The organism is Actomonas spartinae (genome assembly GCF_051209155.1).
Taxonomy (GTDB): Bacteria; Verrucomicrobiota; Verrucomicrobiia; order Opitutales; family Opitutaceae; genus Actomonas.
In genome coordinates this window covers 1-17,938 of sequence record NZ_JBPJGB010000003.1, presented here as the reverse complement: position 1 = coordinate 17,938, position 17,938 = coordinate 1, and the positions used below count along the sequence as shown (strand labels likewise).

Annotated in this window: 16 protein-coding genes; 12 read left to right on the top strand and 4 right to left on the bottom strand. The window is 59.8% G+C overall.

All coding sequences use genetic code 11. From position 1 onward, the window contains the following. Positions 1–29: 29 nt before the first annotated feature. The 9 genes from AC0MRV_RS15050 to AC0MRV_RS15010 all read left to right on the top strand — a co-directional run bounded on the left by AC0MRV_RS15050 (position 30) and on the right by AC0MRV_RS15010 (position 12,001). On the top strand, positions 30–1,460 hold the full coding sequence (locus AC0MRV_RS15050; RefSeq protein WP_472765316.1) for a phytoene desaturase family protein: 1,431 nt from the start codon (positions 30–32) through the stop codon (positions 1,458–1,460). A 202-nt stretch (positions 1,461–1,662) separates the two neighbouring features. Then, on the top strand, positions 1,663–3,117 hold the full coding sequence (locus AC0MRV_RS15045) for a phytoene desaturase family protein (RefSeq protein ID WP_472765315.1): 1,455 nt from the start codon (positions 1,663–1,665) through the stop codon (positions 3,115–3,117). A 108-nt stretch (positions 3,118–3,225) separates the two neighbouring features. Next, positions 3,226–3,672 carry a 3-hydroxyacyl-ACP dehydratase FabZ family protein gene (locus tag AC0MRV_RS15040; protein ID WP_472765314.1) on the top strand — a complete coding sequence of 149 codons (447 nt, stop codon included), beginning with the start codon at positions 3,226–3,228 and terminating at the stop codon, positions 3,670–3,672. 198 nt (positions 3,673–3,870) lie between these two features. Continuing rightward, entirely contained in the window at positions 3,871–4,698 is an 828-nt protein-coding gene (locus AC0MRV_RS15035) for an enoyl-ACP reductase FabI (RefSeq protein WP_472765313.1), read from the top strand. 402 nt (positions 4,699–5,100) lie between these two features. Beyond that, positions 5,101–6,132 carry a 3-oxoacyl-ACP synthase III gene (locus AC0MRV_RS15030; RefSeq protein WP_472765312.1) on the top strand — a complete coding sequence of 344 codons (1,032 nt, stop codon included), beginning with the start codon at positions 5,101–5,103 and terminating at the stop codon, positions 6,130–6,132. A 126-nt stretch (positions 6,133–6,258) separates the two neighbouring features. Continuing rightward, positions 6,259–7,137 carry an alpha/beta fold hydrolase gene (locus AC0MRV_RS15025; RefSeq protein ID WP_472765311.1) on the top strand — a complete coding sequence of 293 codons (879 nt, stop codon included), beginning with the start codon at positions 6,259–6,261 and terminating at the stop codon, positions 7,135–7,137. A gap of 221 nt (positions 7,138–7,358) precedes the next feature. After that, positions 7,359–9,368 carry a heparinase II/III domain-containing protein gene (locus tag AC0MRV_RS15020; RefSeq protein ID WP_472765310.1) on the top strand — a complete coding sequence of 670 codons (2,010 nt, stop codon included), beginning with the start codon at positions 7,359–7,361 and terminating at the stop codon, positions 9,366–9,368. A 301-nt stretch (positions 9,369–9,669) separates the two neighbouring features. Beyond that, positions 9,670–10,401, top strand: a complete 732-nt coding sequence (locus AC0MRV_RS15015; RefSeq protein ID WP_472765309.1) for a hypothetical protein — start codon at positions 9,670–9,672, stop codon at positions 10,399–10,401. A 685-nt stretch (positions 10,402–11,086) separates the two neighbouring features. After that, positions 11,087–12,001: a hypothetical protein gene (locus AC0MRV_RS15010; RefSeq protein ID WP_472765308.1), complete on the top strand. Its 915-nt coding sequence runs from the start codon at positions 11,087–11,089 to the stop codon at positions 11,999–12,001. Between the two features lie 131 nt (positions 12,002–12,132). On the opposite strand, the gene AC0MRV_RS15005 is transcribed toward AC0MRV_RS15010, so the two are convergent. Together AC0MRV_RS15005 and AC0MRV_RS15000 are read right to left on the bottom strand one after the other, a co-directional pair. Then, positions 12,133–12,336, bottom strand: a complete 204-nt coding sequence (locus AC0MRV_RS15005) for a hypothetical protein (protein WP_472765307.1) — start codon at positions 12,334–12,336, stop codon at positions 12,133–12,135. Positions 12,337–12,404: 68 nt separating this feature from the next. After that, positions 12,405–12,971: a hypothetical protein gene (locus tag AC0MRV_RS15000; protein WP_472765306.1), complete on the bottom strand. Its 567-nt coding sequence runs from the start codon at positions 12,969–12,971 to the stop codon at positions 12,405–12,407. Between the two features lie 91 nt (positions 12,972–13,062). Here AC0MRV_RS15000 and AC0MRV_RS14995 point away from each other — a divergent pair, with 91 nt between their 5' ends. Beyond that, positions 13,063–13,980: an endonuclease/exonuclease/phosphatase family protein gene (locus AC0MRV_RS14995; RefSeq protein ID WP_472765305.1), complete on the top strand. Its 918-nt coding sequence runs from the start codon at positions 13,063–13,065 to the stop codon at positions 13,978–13,980. A gap of 174 nt (positions 13,981–14,154) precedes the next feature. On the opposite strand, the gene malQ is transcribed toward AC0MRV_RS14995, so the two are convergent. Next, positions 14,155–15,705: a 4-alpha-glucanotransferase gene (gene malQ, locus AC0MRV_RS14990; RefSeq protein WP_472765304.1), complete on the bottom strand. Its 1,551-nt coding sequence runs from the start codon at positions 15,703–15,705 to the stop codon at positions 14,155–14,157. 15 nt (positions 15,706–15,720) lie between these two features. Further along, entirely contained in the window at positions 15,721–16,062 is a 342-nt protein-coding gene (locus tag AC0MRV_RS14985; RefSeq protein WP_472765303.1) for a TraR/DksA family transcriptional regulator, read from the bottom strand. A gap of 826 nt (positions 16,063–16,888) precedes the next feature. Between AC0MRV_RS14985 and AC0MRV_RS14980 the strand changes: the two genes are divergently transcribed. Together AC0MRV_RS14980 and AC0MRV_RS14975 are read left to right on the top strand one after the other, a co-directional pair. Beyond that, positions 16,889–17,656 (top strand): rolling circle replication-associated protein, encoded by a 768-nt coding sequence (locus tag AC0MRV_RS14980; protein ID WP_472765302.1) that lies wholly within the window; start codon positions 16,889–16,891, stop codon positions 17,654–17,656. Beyond that, a complete protein-coding gene (locus AC0MRV_RS14975; RefSeq protein WP_472765301.1) occupies positions 17,614–17,907 on the top strand; it encodes a hypothetical protein in 294 nt (97 codons plus the stop codon). Before AC0MRV_RS14980 ends, AC0MRV_RS14975 begins: the two co-directional genes overlap by 43 nt. Positions 17,908–17,938: the final 31 nt, after the last annotated feature.

The following is a 17,938-nucleotide window of genomic DNA, read 5'->3' as shown; positions in this document are numbered from 1 at the left end:
TTGGGCGGTGGGGCTTCTTGTTGGGCTGCTTGAACTCATCGGATCACTACGACGTCGTCATCATCGGGGCCGGGATGTCCGGTCTGGCCGCCGGCATCCGTTTGGCGCACTTCGGCAAGAAGGTCTGCATCTTCGAACGGCACAACGCCGTCGGCGGACTCAACAGCTTTTACAGCCAGCAGGGGCGCAAATTCGACGTCGGGCTGCATGCGCTCACCAATTACGTGCGCCCTGGCGTGAAGGGCACGCCGCTGGCCAAGCTGCTGCGCCAGCTCCGGATCCGTCACGAGGAGTTTCAGCTCAGCGAGCAAAAGCAGTCGCGCGTCGCCTTCGGTCCCAACGGCGAAACCTCGCTGACCTTCACCAACGACTTTGCGGTTTTCGAAAGCGAAGTAGCGCGCGCCTTTCCGGCGCAGATCGACGGTTTCCGGAAGCTGGTGGAAACCGTGCGCAGCTACGACGACGTCAGCCTCGATGCGCAGCCGGTCTCGGCGCGTGAAGTGGTGCGGGGTTTCGTGAGTGATCCGCTGCTCGAGGACATGCTGTTCTGTCCGGTCATGTATTACGGCAGCGCCCAGGAGCGGGACATGGAGTTCGGCCAGTTCGTCATCATGTTCAAAGCGCTCTTCCTCGAGGGCTTCGCGCGCCCCTTCGATGGCGTGCGGGTGATCCTGCGGGTGCTGGTCGATAAATACCGCGCCGCCGGGGGCGAGCGGCGGATGAAGTGCGGCGTGAAGCGCGTCATCTCGAGCGACGGCAAAGCCACCGCGGTCGAACTCGACGACGGTCAGATCGTCACCGCCGACCACGTTATTTCCTCGATCGGCGCGCCCGAGACCGAGCGCCTCATCGGCGGCCTGCCGGCGCGAGAGCAGGCACCGTCGCCCGTCGGCGCACTGTCCTTCGTCGAGACGATCACCATCCTGGACCGTCAGCCGGCCGCGCTGGGGTGGGGCGACGACACCATCATCTTCTTCAACGATTCCGCGCGCTTCGACTACGCGGCCGCGACGGATCCGGTCGACCCGCGCAGCGGGGTGATCTGTTTCCCCAACAACTTTGCCTACGCGGACGGCGCCGAGTTGCCCGAAGGGGTTTTCCGCTGCACCTGCCTCGCCAACTACGACGCATGGACGGGCTTGCCGGAGGACGCCTATCTCGCCGCCAAAGCCGACTGGTATGCCCGCATCCAGCAAAGTGCCCGCCGCTTCCTGCCGACCGTGACCGGCGACGCGCTGGCATCCGCCACGATAGCCACCGACATGTTCACGCCGCGCACGGTGGAAAAGTTCACCGGCCACCTCGGCGGCGCCATCTACGGCTCGCCGCTCAAGCACCGCCAGGGCCTCACCGCCCTGAACAACGTCTACCTCTGCGGCACCGACCAGGGTTTCCTCGGCATCATCGGCGCCATGCTCAGCGGCATCTCCATGGCCAACTACCACGTCCTCCGCGGGTAGGGATGTTTTTCCACCACGGATGCACACCGATAGAACAGCACCCGTTCCGTGCTCCTACTCCGTTGCGCAGCCGGTAGGCGAAGCCATCCGTGTCCATCTGTGGTAAAAAGAAACCCTGCCTCTCCGCCCCTCAATCAGGATTCATCCCGCCCAGAAAACCGGGGTTGCGCTCCCTCCCGGGCACTCTTCACTGGACCGCTTCATGGCTTACGACTGGCTAAAAGGTGTCGACGATGAGTATGACGTGATCGTCATTGGCAGCGGCTTGGGCGGCTTGACCGGGGCAAATATCCTCGCGAAAGCCGGCCACAAGGTGCTGCTGCTCGAGCATCACTACCAATTTGGCGGACTCGCCACTTGGTTCACCCGCAAGGGCGGCCACATTTTCGACATTTCGCTGCACGGTTTCCCCGTCGGCATGAAGAAGTCCTGCCGCAAATACTGGTCCAAGGAGATCGCCGACTCGATCGTGCAGCTCAAGGACGTGCGCTTCATCAACCCGCAGATGGACGTCTGGACCGACTTCACCCGCGAGGACTACACCCGCGTGCTGGTGGAGGACTTCAAGGTCAACCGCGCCACCGTCGAGAGCTTCTACGACCACCTCCGGTCGATGAACTTTTACGACAACAACCCGGAAACCACCGGGGAGATGTTCGAGCGTTTTTTCCCCGGTCGACCCGACGTGCACCGCCTCCTCATGGAGCCGATCACCTACGCCAACGGCTCCACGCTGAAAGACCCGGCCATCACCTACGGCATCGTGTTCTCCAACTTCATGGGCGCCGGCGTCTACACCTTCCAGGGGGGCTCCGACCTGCTCATCAAGAAGATGGTCAACGAGCTCAAGGCCAACGGCGTCGAATGCCGCAAGCACGTCCTCGTGCAGAAGATCCTCGTCGAGGAACGCGACGGCCAAAAGGTCGCCTGCGGCGTCGTCGCCGGCAAAGACGGCCGCGTCATCCGCGCCAAGGCCGTGCTCTCCAACGCCAACATCAAGAACACCATCCTGCGCCTCGCTGGCGCGGAGAACTTCGACCCTGCCTTCGTCGCCGAAGCCGAGGCCGTGCGCATCAACACCAGTTCCTGCCAGGTCTATCTCGGCATCAAAAAGGGGGAGTCCATTCCGCACATTGGCGACCTCGTCTTCACCTCGGAGGCCCCGGTCTACAGCAGCGACGACATCGTCGATCTGCACACGTCCAGCCGCACCTTTTCGGTCTACTATCCGGACACCCGACCGGGCACCGATCGCTACACCGTCGTGGCGTCCTTGAACGGCAAATACGCCGACTGGAACGCGCTCAGCGACGAGGAATATGCCCAGCACAAGCAGCGCCTGATCGACGAAGCCATTGCCTCGCTGGAGAAATACATCCCCGGTGTGCGCGAGAAGATCGATTGGATGGAGGCCGCGACGCCGCGCACGGTTGAGCGTTACACCACCCACATGGCGGGCACCTCCTTCGGCACCAAGTTCGAGGGTCTCAAGGTCTCGATGGATCTCTCGGAACAACTTCCCGGCCTCTACCACGCCGGCTCCGTCGGCATCATCATGTCCGGCTGGCTCGGCACCATCAATTACGGCGTCATCACCGCCAACAAGATCGACAAGGCCCTCTTCGCCCTGAAGCAGGCCACCGCGACCACTGCTTGATCGACACAGAGAGCACAGAGAGGATCACAGAGACCACTGAGCCCTCCAAGTGCCTCTTTGCTCCGTGATCTCTGTGTCCACCTCCATGTCCTCTGTGACTAACATCTCATGATCCCTGCCATCACTGATCTCATTCCGCATCGCCCGCCGTTTTTGTTCCTCGACGAGGTCGTCGAGCACAGCGACACCGCGCTGACCGCGCGCCGCGCCTGGCGGGCCGAGGAAGACTTCTACAAGGGACACTATCCCGACGCGCCGATAACCCCCGGCGTGCTGTTGTGCGAAGCCGTCTTCCAAGCCGGTGCCGCCTTCATGTCGCTCCAAGCCCGCGCCGCCGACGCGGAAGCGGGGGAGGGCGTGCCGCTCCTCGCCAAGATCAGCGACGTGCGCTTCCGCAACCCCGTCTTCCCGGGCGACGAGGTGCTCGTATCGGTGGAAAAGAAGGAAGCCATGGGCGGCTTCACCATGATGAAGGGGGCCGTCAAAAAAGCCGACGGCACCCGCGTCCTCACCGTCGATTTCGCCGTCGCCTGGAAAACCCCGGAATCGAAGTAAGGTTTCTTTCTTACCACGGATGGACACGGATGGCTCCACTACCGCTTCGCCTACTGAGTGCGTGTTGAGAGTCAGCGACCGGGTCACGATTGCTGTTTCCCAAGCTAGTATTGTTAGTTCAAAACCACGTTTCAGTGCGTAGCCGGTAGGCGAAGCCATCCGTGTCCATCCGTGGTAAAAAACTCCGCCTCATTCACCATGACCGACTTTCTCAATCTCTCCGGCAAGACCATCGTGGTTGCTGGTGTCGCCAACAAGAAGAGCGTCGCGTGGTTCACCGCCAGGACGCTGGAAGAGCAGGGCGCGACCGTCATCTACAGCGTGCGCTCCGAGGCCCGCAAAGCCTCGCTGACCAAGCTCCTCGCCGACAAGCCCGTCTTCATCTGCGACGTGGAGGAGGAGGGCGCCGCGCAACAGTTGGCGACCGACATCGCCAACGCGGGCCATGGCCCGATTCACGGCCTCGTCCACTCCATCGCCTTCGCCAACTACAGCGAGGGCTTCAAGGCCTTCGAGGAAACCAAGCGCGCCGACTTTCTGCAGGCCACCGCCATCTCCGCCTTCTCCCTCGTCGAGCTCGCCAACGCCTTCAAGCCCCACTTCGCCCCGGGTGCCTCGGTTGTCTCGATCGGCATCTCCTCGCTCACCGTCACGCCCGACAACTACGGCTACATGGGCCCGATCAAGGCCGCCCTCGATTCCGCGTCCCGCTTCCTCGCCAAGTCCTTCAACCCACAGCCCGGTGTGCGCTTCAACGTCGTGGGCGCCGGTCCGCTGAAGACGAGCGCCTCGGCCGGCATTCCGGGTTACCTGGAGAGTTATCTCTATTCCGAGAAGCTCACCTTCCGGAAGAAGAACCTCGAGACGCAGGAAGTCGCCAACACCGTCGTCTACCTGCTCAGCGAGCGCAGCAGCGGCCACAATGGCGCAAGCCTCGTCGTCGACGCCGGCCTCGGCAGCAACTTCTACGACGCCGAAATTATCCGCTTGGCGATGCGGCCGGAGAACCGCGGCACGACGAACTAACTCTTACAGGAGAAAACGGAGGTCAACAGGGCCCGTCCCAACGAGGGAGTATTACAGAAGGAAAGGAAGGAAGACCAAGCCACTCCACTCGATGTTGACCGCCGATTGCGCAGATCATCACAGATCCACTCCGCAGAATCTCAGCTCGCTGCCGCTCAAAATATCCGTGTCCATCCGTGGTTAAGAAAACCGCCCTGCCTCTCCGCCTCCGTTTTTCTCTGTCACCTCCTGTAAAAAGTATCCTGCCTCTCGGCCTTGGTTCCCTGCGTTTCCTTCTGTAAAACAACTCCGTGCCTCTCCGCATCTGTGCCCATCCGTGAAATCTGTGGTTAAGAAAAACACCTGCCTCTCCGCCATCCGGCTCGCCCTTCCTTCCCTTCTGTAAAAGCAGACCAGTCCTACATGCGTTTTTCCAACGTTGTCCTTGAATCCATTGCCGTCGCCTTGCCCGACGAAGTGCTGACCTCTGCCGGGGTCGAGCAGCGCTTGGCGCCCTTGTATGAGCGGCTCAAGCTGCCCGAGGGACGCTTGGAGCTCATGACGGGCATCAAAGAGCGGCGTGTCTGGCCGGTCGGCACGCGTCCGTCGGATGCCAGCGCCGCGGCGGGCAAGGCCCTGCTCGCGAAGTCCTCGCTCCCGGCCGACAAAGTAGAACTGTTCATGCACTGCGCGGTGAGCCGCGATATGCTCGAACCCGCCACCGCGTCCTTTGCCCATCGCAAGATCGGCCTGCCGGCGACCGCGCAGATCTTCGACGTCTCCAACGCCTGCCTCGGTTTCCTCAACGCCATGACGATTGCGGCCGGTTTGATCGAGAGCGGGCAGATCCAATGCGCCCTCATCGCCTCGGGCGAAAACGGCGGGCCGCTCGTCGAGCACACCCTGAAGACCCTGCTGGAACAGCCGCTCACCCGGCAGCAGATCAAACCCTTCTTCGCCAACCTCACCATCGGTTCGGGCGCGGTCGCCGCCATGCTCTGCCACCGTGACCTCGCGCCCAACGGTCACCGGCTGCTCGGCGGCATTGCGCAGGCCGCCACCGCCCACAGCGAACTTTGCCAGGGCGACACCCACGGCGCCGATTCCCTCGCCATGCAGACGGATTCCGAGGCGCTGCTGGTCGCCGGCGTCGAGCTGGCGCAGGAGACTTGGTCCAAGTTCCGCAAGGAGATCGGCTGGGCCACGGCGGACTTCGATCGCTTCATCTGCCACCAGGTTGGCAGCACCCACCGCCGCAAACTTTACGAAGCGCTGCGACTCGATCTGGCGAAGGATTTTTCGACCTTCGAGACCCTCGGCAACACCGGCTCGGTCGCTTTGCCCGCCACCCTGGCCACGGCCGCCGAAACGGGCGCGATCCAAGCTGGGGACAAAGTCGGCCTGCTCGGCATCGGCAGCGGCCTCAACTGCCTCATGCTCGCCGTCGAATGGTGATGGAAACAATGACGACCACAGACCTCCAATTGGCCGCAAAAATGCGCAAAAATCGCAAATACAAGCCCTTCATTTTTGCGCCTTCTGCGCCTTTTTGCGGCAATTCCATTGCTTCGCTTCGTCCTCATGAACGATCTGCCTGATTGGCTGCGTGCCCTTTATCCGTTTACGCCGAAGCGTTTCACCACGCCGGGCGGCGCGGAGCTGAGTTACCTCGATGAAGGGCAGGGCGAGTCGGCCGTGCTCATGGTGCACGGCAATCCGACCTGGTCGTTCTATTACCGTGAACTGGTGCAGGCCATCGCGCCCAAGCGCCGCTGCATCGTGCCGGACCACGTGGGCATGGGGCTGTCCGCCAAGCCGGAAAACTATCCCTACACCCTGGAGCAACGCATCACCGACCTCGAAGCCCTCATCGCGCAACTGGGGGTGAAGGAACTCGATCTCGTGGTGCACGACTGGGGCGGGGCGATCGGCTTCGGCCTCGCGGCCCGCCACCCGGAGCTCATTCGCCGTATCGTCATTCTCAATACGGCGGCCTTCACGTCCATCCACCTGCCCACGCGCATCGCGCTGTGCAAGGCACCGGTGGTCGGACCGGCTCTCGTGCGCGGACTCAACGGCTTTGCCTGGCCCGCGACCTGGATGGCGATGAGCCGCCGCGCCCTCAGCAACGACGAATCCCGCGCCTACCTTTTCCCCTACGACAACTGGGCACATCGGGTGGCCGTGAGCGCCTTCGTGCAGGACATTCCGATGAACGATGCGCATCCCACGTGGAAGACACTCAAAGCGGTGGAGCAGGGGATCGCTCAGTTCCAAAACCGCGACGTGCTCATCGTCTGGGGTGGTCGCGACTTCTGCTTCAACGACCACTTCTACGCCGAGTGGGAAGAGCGCCTGCCCAAGGCCCAAAAACTCTACCTCGACGACGCCGGCCACTACGTCCTGGACGACGCCCGTGGCGACGCCGTGCCCCGCATCTGCGAACATCTGCTGGGTTGAGCCAGACGCCCTGTCGGGTTGGCTGCTTCGTTGGCTGAATTAAGCCACGGATCACACGGATATTCACGGATAAGCCAGCGGCTTCAGCCTCTCACGGCAGCCGTGGTCATCCGTGAAATCCGTGGCCCCAAACTCACCGGTCAGGTCTATGAAATGAATGAAAGTTTCGCGGCGGGTCGCCGGTGGTTTACACCGCCCCAAACTTGGCTCACGCCAAGGTCATGACGCGACGTGAATGGCTTCGTCTCGGTGGCGCTTCCCTGGTCGGCACCACTCTTTTCCGTTCCTTGGCTTGGGCCGCTGAACCTGCGGCCGCCGGCTCCTCCCGACGCCTGTTCTTCGACCTCGCGGACGTGCCCCGCATCCGCGCCAACGCCAGCAGTTCAATGCTCCAACCGCTGCTGAACACGTGGTCGGCGGAGAAGATCACGGACCTCGCCGACGCCCTCGATCGTTTCGAAACCTCCGGCAACATCGTGCGCGACTTCGCGACGGTGCTGAACACCTTCGAGCACAGCCTGACGCTGCACTTGCTCCATCCCAACCCGCAGCGCGAAGCCGCGTTGTTGGCGGCGATCGAGCGCATCATCGCCCGCCCGTATTGGGACTACTTTCGCGACGCGGGCGAGGAGGTGTTGGGCATTCAGCGCGCCTCGTTTGCGACCGTGCGTCTACTTTATGCCCGCGAGGTGCTGGGCGACGCGATCTTGCCCGAGCTCGACGCCCGGCTCCTGCAGGCCATCGCCGACAAAGGCTGCGCCGCCTGCTTCGCCACGGTCAACGACATGGACCACCCCGACACGGTGAAGGGCTGGGACTTCGATGCCGAGCACGCCGGTTTCTACGATCTCACCATGCGGCGCTGGCCCGAAATTCTCGGGGCCAACAACCTGCGCTCCGCGCCCACCGGCGCACTCGGACTCGGCGCGCTCGCGCTGCGCGGACACGATCCACGGGCCGAGCAGTGGCTGGAGACCGCCGTGGCCAGCACTCGGCGCTTCCTGCGGCTGCTCACGCCGGATGGCAGCTACTTCGAAGGCCTCAGTTACCTCGATTACTCCATGCGCACGGCCATGCCCTTCATCGTGGCGCATCAGCGTATGGTCGGTGACATCGATTGGGCGGCCGAGGTCAATTGGGACGGCGTGCTCGACTACGTCATGACCATGCAACTCGGCCGCACGCCGGACGGGCAGCCCGACATCGTCAATTTCAGCGATGCCCGCCGCAGTGTCTTTCCGGGTTGGATCTCCGAAGTCGGTCAACTCACGGGCAATCCACTCGCGGGTTACGTCGCCGACCATGCCGGCGCCCCGACGTGGTTTTACGACGTCCTGTGGTATCGTCCCGATGCGCCCAGCGCGCCGCCACCAAGCCGCCTGCTGAATCACCGCAACGACCTCAACTGGATCATCTGCCGCAGCGGCTGGGCCGCCGACGATGCGGTTCTGGCCTTTAAGAGCGGCGCGCCGGCCAACCACGAACACGCCGACCGCAATCACCTCATCTACAAGATTCACGGCGAGCGGCTCCTCCATGACCACCTCGGCGCGGCCTATGATCGGCGCACCGACGGTTGGACCATGCGCTTCACGCGAGGCCACAACGCTGTGTTGATCGGCGGCAAAGGGCATCACTACGTCGACGGCGAACACGGCACCAACGAAAGCCTAGCCTACGCCACCATTCTCAACTTCGAGGATCACGGCGACACGGTCTGGTGGACCAGTGATGCGACGGCGGCCTACGGCGTCGTCAACGAGCACGTGAAACAAGTCCTGCGCACGGTGATCTTCGCCAAACCACACATCATCGTCATCCACGACCAGGTGCGGCTGCGTTACCTCCCGCAGACCTTCGACGCCCGCTTCTTCCCCGACAACGCCGACGGTGCCGCCCAACTCACAATCGATGGACCAAGATTCACACTCCAACGCCCAAACGCCACGCTGCATGGCGTGGTTGCCGCAGCAGGTGAGGGGACCGCGCCACGCCTTGCCCGACTCGAAGTGAAACCAGAGACCGGCGACTTCCCCTGCGTCGAAGTCCACGCTCCAGCCGACCTCACGCATGAAGTGGTCACCGTCCTGGCCGCAACTTCAGCCCAAGCTTCAAACGTTCCCCAACTGGCCGCAGTCCGGAACACCGACGGCGCTTGGAGCATCGCGGTCGGCACGTTCAACGCCCGCCTCACACCAGGCGCCTTCGAGCCAACCGTGGTATTGGGATAAAGGGTCCGCCCGCCTGCCCGCACTCCAACGTGTCCGAAAACGAAACCAGCGGCATCCGAGGGTAGGGCGGGCCCCAACTTTTTTATATTCGACCGGAATCTAGGAAGTGGAATGGAGCTCGCCAAAGAACCATCCATTGAGCAACTTTTCCGCCGTCCCTGTGGCTGGCCGCCGGGGATCTTCTAGTGCCCTCAATGACTCGGCATGACACGTTATCCATGCACGAACCACCTCGAACGATGAAACCATCCGGTTTCGGCCAATTTCCGCCAGTCAAGAACCAAGGCCTTACGCCCTCAAGATGCCTCGCAGCAACGATTTAGCAAATATGAAAGAAGAGGACACGCCTGAAGAGATAATGTCACGCGGGAGGTTAATCTGGCGCTCTACGCCGTCAGAAATACGAGTGCTTCTGGCCATACTTCTCATTCCAAGCGCGACATCAATCGCCTCTCTATCTGACGATTTAATTCAGTGGAAGGGTTTTATACTTTCAGGGATCTTGCTCTATCAATCTATAACGATTCATATTTCCGAGATTTTACGTAAGTTATTGCCGGTTTACGTTACCCGAGAAACCATTGATTTATTAGTGTTCTTAGGAACTTCCTCTGCCATGTCGGCGCGCGCCGTTCTTTTTTTTGCGGAAAACAAGAGCGGAGGGTTAGTTGTATTTCGCGCCATTAAGATTTGGGCCTTCATGTGGTCGCTGCAAGCCGCAATCCTAATTGCAATTCCGGCCCCTGTCCTCATTCAATATAAAATCATTCTTTTACTCTGCGCCCCGTTATTCTGGCTGGCGGTCCCATTTACGCTGTTTTTAATACTGTATATAATCATATTAATTTCGGAAAGGACCGAGTCGGCAAATGAAATATTCAAGCAATTATTCCTCAAGAAGGTCCAGGATTTCCGAGGACTCACTAAGGCAATTTCAAGCTATGCCATTTCGCTATACAAAGTGTATTTGATAATCATATTATTTTGTATTATAATAATTAGTGGTTTTGCTGCGATTAATTCCGTCCTCTAGGCAACGGAGTCCTTCGATTCGATCGGGCGAGATGGGTAAAACTTTATCCAGGGAGATAGATTACACTAGTGCCGAAGAAGTTGATGTGTGGGGGCGTTATCAGAAGCCGGAAACGGGTCAGGCTTTGTATTTGTAGACGCGGAACCCAAATAAGGATCAGGTTGAGAGGTTTGGGGTGATGGTGTTGCGACAATGACGAGCGTTGAAGCTTTCAGTTTTTGACATTCACGGCTCTCCGCGTCGGTTCTGTTCGTTCGATCGGTGATCAGGTTTGTGTTGTCGATCGACGCAACCAGACGTCCTTCGTAAGTTGAAATGGAGTCACCGGCGCGAGCATCAGGTTCTCGTCTGAAGGTTGAAAATACGCCCAGCACTTCGTCGCGTGGTTCGATGCGATATCCTCGGTTCGAGCCTTGAGCCAGCAGAAGACGTCAGAGGTAGCCAGTCCCAGGGGATGGAATGGGGCTCGCTAAGTAACCAACCATTGACCAACGTCTCGACTGACCCCGAGTTTAGCCACCGGGGACCTTAGTCACATACCCCCAATAACTCGGCAGGACCCGCTATCCATGCACGAATCACTTCGAACGAAGAAGCCATTCGGTTTCAGTCGACTTCCTCTCATGAAGAGTCACGGCCTCACGCGTTCGGTTCGCCTATATTTAGGCGATCGATCAATACTATCATGAGTCACTCAAATCCACTCGCAGCCGCCACAGTCTTAGGTGTAATAATTGTTGCGACCGTAGTAATTTGTCTAGCCAATCGCGAGAATCGAAAGATGTTAGAAAACGAACGGGCATTGCGAAGAAGGCGGGGGCATGGGACTGAAGAGTATCCGGATAGCCTGGAAGATTCTCGGAATTCAGAGCAAATTGAAGGAGAGTCCAAAAATTTTGAGCGATTGGAACAAGAGGAGGCCGCCAAACAGCAAAGAATAGCAAAGAACCTGGAAGCATCGGTTTCCAACATCGAATATTTATCAGGTGAAATCGGCAGGTGTATCGAGTTGACGAATGAAGTAATGCGAAAAGCAGAGGTTGACTTTTCCGAAAGTGCATTCGGTCCTTTTTGGGATTCCATCGAAGAGGCTGCGAGCTTACTTGCAAAAACAGAGAAAAACTCCTTCAGAATAAGACTCAATATTGATGAATACAAGAAGCTTGTTGTGGAGTTCAGGTCCGAACCGCCATCGATTCCAAATTCTGCGAAAATATTAAATAATGGCAGGAGGCTGATTTCGAAAATGAAGCGATTGGTTCGGGCGGCGCAACGGGATTTTTACTTCGCATCAATTTACGAGCAAAGAAAGACGAACCAGATATTAATAACAGGCTTCAAGAATTTGAAAGAAGCAATGGAGGGGCTCGGGACCAGCCTTAAGGACTCCACAATGGAGATAGTAAATGCAATATCAGAAATGGCTGAATACAATCACGTTAACACGGATCAATTGGTCGCGTGCCTGACGGAGATACGTCAGGGAATGGAAAATGATGAGGAAGAAAGTCGGGAGCATGAAGCGAGACTAGAGACTATGCTTGATAATATCCAAAGAAAAAGGCGACCGCGCTATAACAGCGATAAAGAGTTTGATTAGCGGCCAGAAGGTATGATCCGGGGGCCGGAAAAGGGGGCCGGAAAAGAGGTCAATATGATAATCTTGAATACGGCCCGGAGGACCGATCCGGGGAGAAGCTGTGATGGCGTCGAGCAGCGAGTCTGAGCTCGTCACTTCGCTCCAAGCATGGTCGCGCGGCGGGCGTTTTCCGCCTGTTCGGCTTCCCGGTCTCCGGCGATCCGGTCGGGATACCCCTTTTGCGACTGCTCGAAGCGCACCTGTTCGTTTTGCGTGACCTGCCGTTGGGATTGGCTGGTGCACGCGCTCAATCCGAGCACGGCGAGCACCGCGAGGGCTAAGGTGAGCTTTTTCATGGAGACCAGGATGCGACCGGCTCGGCGGGCGTTGGTTGCTCGGAAACTTTCCCTTTCCCAGACCCGCCTTAGGGCCGCAGCAGATTGATGACGTAGAACTGCAGGCCCATGATCAGTGGGGTGAGGTAGCAGGTGAATGCAAAGGGAAGACTCAGCGCTTCGCGGAGGAGGGAGCCTTGGATGCAGCAGGCAACCAGCAGGCCGAAGAAGGGCATCAGGCCGAGGTAGTGGTGGACCGGCACGAGCAGCACCATGCCGAGCAGCAGGCCCAACAGGAAGGGCAGGCAGGCCACCAAAGCCGACCGGTAGGTTTGCGCGAAATCCAGCTTGTGGCGGCTGATCGTGCTCAGCACCGCGTGCACAATGAGAAACACCACCAGCACGGCCGCACAGATGAGCAGGCCGTAGCCGAAAAGTTGCGCGCTGAATACGGTCTTTTCCTTCCAGAACGCGAGCCGCCGCATCGAGCCGAGCATCGGCATCTTGTCCAGCAGGCGCGGGTAGATGTATTGAAAGGCAAAGGCGCCCAGGAGCAGAAAGATCCCCGCGAAGAAGTGCAGTTGCCGGCGGTCGGTCGGGACCTTGCCCGTCGCCACACCCAGGGGATCACGAAAGAGAAGCAGGGCCGTTTTCATGGCGCCCGATTAATGCCCGGAAACCGTTGGAGCAATCGCAAGCTGTCCACCGCAGTCCCCTCCGCATCATCGAAAAAGGCAACGCCCCGTCGTGCCCGCTGAAGCCTGGACGATCTCTGCGAATGTTCCGCCAGGGCACGGTGCTCCAACTCAAGTCCAGATTTCATTCGCTGGCCGTCAGCGTCCGTTCTTAGCGTCCGCTGTAGCGATGGAAATTTTATGTCTCAATTGCTGGGGTGGCACCCTTCATCAGGAGCTTCTGACTTTCCTTTCCGCGCGGCGACCCGATGTGCTGTGCCTCCAAGAAATCGTCCACACTCCAGCTTCAGGCAAAGACACTTTGGTGTATCGAGATGGCGATCATGTGCTGGATCAGCGAGCCAACCTCTTTCGCGAGATCAAAAACGCCCTGCCTGGATACGCGGGCGTTTTTTGCCCGGCCGCGCAGGGTGACCTCTGGGACGAACAAACCAGGATTCCATCGCAGTGGGGACTGGCCACCTTGACCAAAGAAACGATTCCAGTCGTGGCGCAGGTGCAGGGCTTCGTGCACAAGCAGTTTTCCGCTTTCGGTTATGGAGCTCATCCGCGGTCCAGGAGTGCTCACTCGGTTCGGGTTTTTGACTACGCAAGCGAACGCTACGTCAGTATCGCCCACATGCATGGTTTGCGTGATCTGAACGGGAAGGGCGACACCCCGGAGAGAGCCAGCCAGGCCCAACGCTTCCTCGCCTTGCTCGATGGCATCAGCCAGGAGGGCGATGTCAGGGTGATGTGCGGTGACTTCAACGTGGAACCGGGTAGCGAGACGCTGGAAATTTTGGCAGGCGCCGGACTCACCGAACTGGTGACCACCCGAACCGAACGAGGAACCCGGAATTCCTACTACAAGAAGTCGGGCCAGTTCGCCGACTACATGCTCGTGAGCGACCCCCACATTGTAAGCTGCTTCGAGGTGATTTTTGATCCCGAAGTTTCCGATCACTGCCCACTCATATTGCGGATTTGATCGCGGAACTGAGTCAGTTCATGCCCCTGACATGGGCGCCGGACCGCTGCTGTGTTCGATGCGGTGCCTGCAGGTCACCAGAAATACCTCACAGGCGGTTGGCCCCCAACGGTGGTGCTCGAGTTTGATCCGGGGCTCCACAACACGGCAGGCCTTCCGTGCTGACGCACGCGTTTACTCCGAGGGCGCGCAGCGTCCGGTCAGTTCGCCGAGGTCGCGGAGGTAGGGGGCGCTGTTTTTGGTGAGGTCGGCGAGTTGGTTGGCGTGGTAGCGCCATTGCCAGTTGCCCTGCGGTTTGCCCGGGCTGTTGAAGCGGGCTTCGCTGCCGAGGCTCATGAAATCCTGCAGCGGAATAACCGCGAGGTTGCTCACCGCGCCGTAGGCGGCGCGGATGAAATCCCAGCCGATGTTTTCACCGGAAACGCGCAGGTAGCGGCGCACGTGGTCCTGCGTCTTGGCGTCAGCCGCGCGATACCAGCCGAGGCTGGTGTCGTTGTCGTGCGTTCCTGGATACACCACGCTGTTGGCGGTGAGGTTGTGCGGCAGGTAAAGGTTGCTCGCGTCGCCGCCGAAAGCGAACTGCAGGATGGTCATGCCGGGCAGGCCCGTGCGGTCGCGCAGCTCGACGACGCTGGGCGCGAGTTCGCCGAGGTCTTCGGCAATGAGCTGACAATCGGGCAGGGCGCTTTCGACCTTGGCGAAGAAGTCCAGACCGGGACCGTTCTTCCATTCGCCGGTGCGGGCCGTCGGAGCATCGGCCGGGATCGACCAGTAGGTGTCGAAGCCGCGGAAGTGGTCGATGCGCACGACGTCGCAGAGCGTGAGGTTGGCGCGCAGGCGGGAGAGCCACCAGGCGTAGCCGTCCTGCGCGTGGGCTTCCCAGGCGTAGAGCGGATTCCCCCAGAGCTGGCCGTCGGCCGAAAAATAATCGGGCGGCACGCCGGCGACAAAGAGCGGCTGACCGGTCTTGGGATCGAGCTGAAACAGCTCGGGGTGCGACCAGACGTCGGCGCCGTCGGCGGCCACAAAGATGGGCGCGTCGCCGATGATCTGAATGCCGCGTTCCTGGGCGAGGGCCCGGACGGCGGCCCATTGACCGTAAAAGAGGTATTGAAAGAATGCATACGCCTCAGCGCGGACCGCGACCTCGCGGAAGGCGGCGGCTTTCTGAGCCTTGGCGTAAAAGCGCACGTTGGCCGGCCAGTCCCACCAGGCTTTGCCCTCAAACTTGTCCTTCAGCGCCATGAAGTGCGCGTAGGGCCGCAGCCAGGCTTCGTATTGGCCGGCAAAGGCGCTGAAGCTGCCGTAGCGATCGAAGGAGCGGCCTTGGGCCACAAAGGCGTCATAGGCCTTGAACAGCAGCGGCCATTTGATGGCCCAGAGGTGACCGTAGTCGACCTTGTCGGCCGGCAGGGACTGCAGCGGGATCAGGTCAGCCGGGCTGAGAAGTTTGGCGTCAACGAGGGCCTCAAGGTCGATCAGGTAGGGATTGCCGGCAAAGGCCGAAAAGCACTGGTAGGGCGAATCGCCGAAGCCGGTCGGGCCTAGCGGGCAGATTTGCCAATATTCGGCGCCGGCGGCGTTCAGGAAATCCAGGAAGGGCGTCACGGCCGCCGGACTCAGCACGCCGATGCCTTGGCGGCCGGGCAGGCTCGTCGGGTGCATGAGCACGCCAAAGGTGCGGCGATTGAGCCAGGAGAACAGCGGGGCGGGAACGGTTTTCATCGAAGAGAAGTGAGATCAGCGGCGACGATTCGCGCAGGGCACACACGTGACGGCATCGGGCTGGGAGTCGAGTCGTTCCAGAGCAATATCCTGACCACAGAGCAGGCAACGCCCGAAGGCGCCCGTATCGATGCGGCGGAGCGCCTCGTGGAGGCGAGTGCGTTCGTCTTCGAGACGGCGTTTGGCGGCGAGGGCCATTTGTTGGCTCTGCATCGAATCGAGCCGCGACAGGCGACCGATCGCGACATCGGGTTCAATCGCCGCGGTATCGTCGGCGAGGTCGGCCAGTTCAGTTTCAACCTCCGCAATCCGCGCATGGATTTTGGAGCGAAAGGACAGTTGCACAGCCATATCCATGGAACGGGACCTTAGGAGAGGGATTCAGCAGAACCAACGTCATTCCAACATTATCCAAATTGGACATAATGTTTATTGTGCGTTATGTCTTACAAATCATCTGGAAATGAACAACTTACGGAATCGCGGCCAAGGTTGGCACGCGATTCACGTAAATCCCTCCAAACCGGCGAAATAGCCGAAACGTTTCCGGCTGGCAGTTCGGTTAGCCAGCAACGCACAAGCTGCGAGACGGGGCTCGGATTGGTCCCCGTCTCGCAGTCCGGCGATGAGTTCCCAGAGCTCTCGCCGCTTATCGAATCAGGCCGCGAATATTCGGTCGCTCATGAATTGGCGGTAAAGCGACGCAAAACCGGGCGGGCCTTGGTGAATTCGATGAGAGCGCACTCGCTGCGTAGCGCGAAACGTTGGCGCGACATGTCACTCCGTAACGGCAATCCGAATGCGGCGGAAGGCTGTCGATCGTTGATGCGTCACGCGTCGCTTGAATGGCGTCGATTCAGTTCTGCACGTGTCTTTTTGGCGGGGGGCGCTCCCCGCGCAGGGGCCGCCGGAGGCGTGTCGTCGTGAATGTGATCTGGCACGCGCTTCTTGAGCGGTTTCGTCGCGCTCAATGCAGGTTCCGTGGACACGCGTGGGACCTTATCCGAGATGACTATTTCTCGTGGGATGCTGAATGCATTCGCTGTGGTAAGGAGCTTCGCGTTTCGCGCGGAATCAGATGTCGGAGGGCTTCCCGGTGATCGAGTTGATGCCCTACACGGTCCCGAACCTGTGGACCGAACGGAACGCGGCCGCGAAAGTTCGTCAGCTGGTAAAGCGAGGCATGCCAGACCTCAAAAACGGTCGCTTCCTAACGCTGACGGTCGAGCGAAAAACTGAAGACGGCCGGAATGTCTGGAAGCTCCTGACGCCCGAAGAGGCATTTGCGCTCGGTAAGGACCGTTTGCGCCGGTTCGTCGCCCTACTCCGGAAAACCTATAAAATTCGCCGTTGGTTCTGGAAAATGGAACTCCATCAACCGGACGAATTCGGGAACGTCTACCCGCATTGGCATCTGTGGTTCGACTACGGCGGACACATTCCAGCGGAACGAGTCACCGAAGCATGGGGCCTCGGCCGGACGGACATTCGGAGAGTCCGCAGCAACGAATGGAGCTACCTGTTCAAATACATGTGTAAGCAAGCCGGGGACCTCCCCGAGTGGCTGACCTCGATGCGGAAGGTTCGGCTGATTCAATTCTCGATGAACTTCTTCGCGGGGAACGACGCACAACCAGAGGACACGCCGTCCCCCCGGCAGTGCGACAACGTCGACGAAACAGAAAACGACCGTAACTACGAAATGGATACGATCGGGGAGAGAATCGTCCGATGGACTCGTTGCGTCGTTTCCCGCACTACCTCTCCAGACGGCTCCGTCCGTCATAAGCTGCTGGTCATGTATAAGACCAAATGGGGCGAGTTACTCGCCGAAATAGCAGCTCTCCGCTTTCGGTCCGGAATCACTGATCAGGACTGCGAAATCAGAACCCAAAAAATCAAAACAACATGGCTAACTCAGCTCCCTCCCTACCTCCTGGCGTCTACGTGATCGGCAAAGCGATCGGCGATTTCGAATTCCGTTCGTTTCAAACCGCGAAGGGCAAGACCCTTCAACTTGTCGAGGGCCAAGTCCTCGCTGGAAAGCAGTTCGTGCGGCTCGAGCAGTCACTCGAGCAAGGCGAATCTCCGGTTCTCCTGCAAGATGGGGACGACGTTGTCGCTCCGGTCGTCGCGCATTGGTCCGCCGACGGTCTTTTGAAGCTCAATGTGAAGCTCCGTCGCCCGGAAATGGGCAAATAAGGAGCAGGGCGGGGGGGGGGGGGGGGGGGGG